Source organism: Micromonospora okii (assembly GCF_020884795.1).
In the GTDB taxonomy this organism is placed as follows: domain Bacteria; phylum Actinomycetota; class Actinomycetes; order Mycobacteriales; family Micromonosporaceae; genus Micromonospora; species Micromonospora okii.
On record NZ_BBZF01000008.1, the window covers coordinates 1 to 974 of the forward strand.

1 protein-coding gene is annotated in these 974 nt (G+C 66.9%); it reads right to left on the bottom strand.

The window, feature by feature from the left end; all coding sequences use genetic code 11:
- Nucleotides 1-29: 29 nt before the first annotated feature.
- Nucleotides 30-914, bottom strand: coding sequence for an IS5 family transposase (locus LPU43_RS00050; RefSeq protein WP_229397544.1), 885 nt, complete (start codon nt 912-914; stop codon nt 30-32).
- Nucleotides 915-974 lie beyond the last annotated feature (60 nt).

A 974-nucleotide genomic window follows, 5' to 3' on the forward strand; every position in this document is an offset into this window, starting at 1 on the left:
GCCTCAGAGAGTGTTGGGTAACCCTGTGACTACTTTTGGCTGAGGTCGTCGTTGAGGCGTCGGGCTGCTTCGGTCTCGATCGGGCCTTGCGGTTCGACGTCCTCGCCGGCGAGGCGGGCGGCCATCAGCCGGATCATGGCGACCTTGATCATCGCTTCGGCGTGCGCGGGCTTGCGTTCGTAGTCGCGGGCCAACCGTCTGCACCGTCCCAACCAGGCGAAGGTTCGTTCCACCACCCAGCGTCGGGGTAGCACCTGGAAGCCTTTCACGTCGGCGTTGCGGGCCACGATCCGCAGCTCTACCCCGGCATGGGTACGCGTCCATTCCCGCAGCCCGGCGTCGACGCGGTTGGCGTAGCCGGCGTCAGCCCAGACCAGGCCCAGCAACGGGAACGCTTCAGTGATCCCCGCCAGGACCAGCTTGGCGCCGGCACGTTCCTGGATCGACGCGGAATGCACCACCGCCCGCAGCAGCAGTCCGCAGGTGTCGACCAGCACGTGCCGCTTCCGGCCCCGCGTGCGTTTACCGGCGTCGTAGCCGATCGCCTCGCCGCCCTGGTGACTGTGCGCGGTCTGCGAGTCCAACACCGCCGCTGACGGTTGCGGATCACGTCCCTCGGCCACCCGCACCGCGTCGCGCAGCCGGTCATGCACCCGGTCCCACGTCCCGTCAGCACTCCAGCATCGGAACCACCGATACGCCACGTCCCACGGCACCAGATCGTGCGGCACATGCCGCCACGCCGCACCAGTACGCAGCACATACAGGATCGTGTCGATGACCAACCGACGCGAATACCGCAACGGCCGACCACCCCGCCGCGGATCCCGCACCGGCAACAACGGCTCGATCACCGCCCACTGCCCATCCGTCAGCGACGACTCGTACGCCGGTTTACAGACACAGCGACACAGACGCGATCTTCGCCGACACGGTCAGCGAAGATCACATCGAGGTATCACCACACTCTCTCA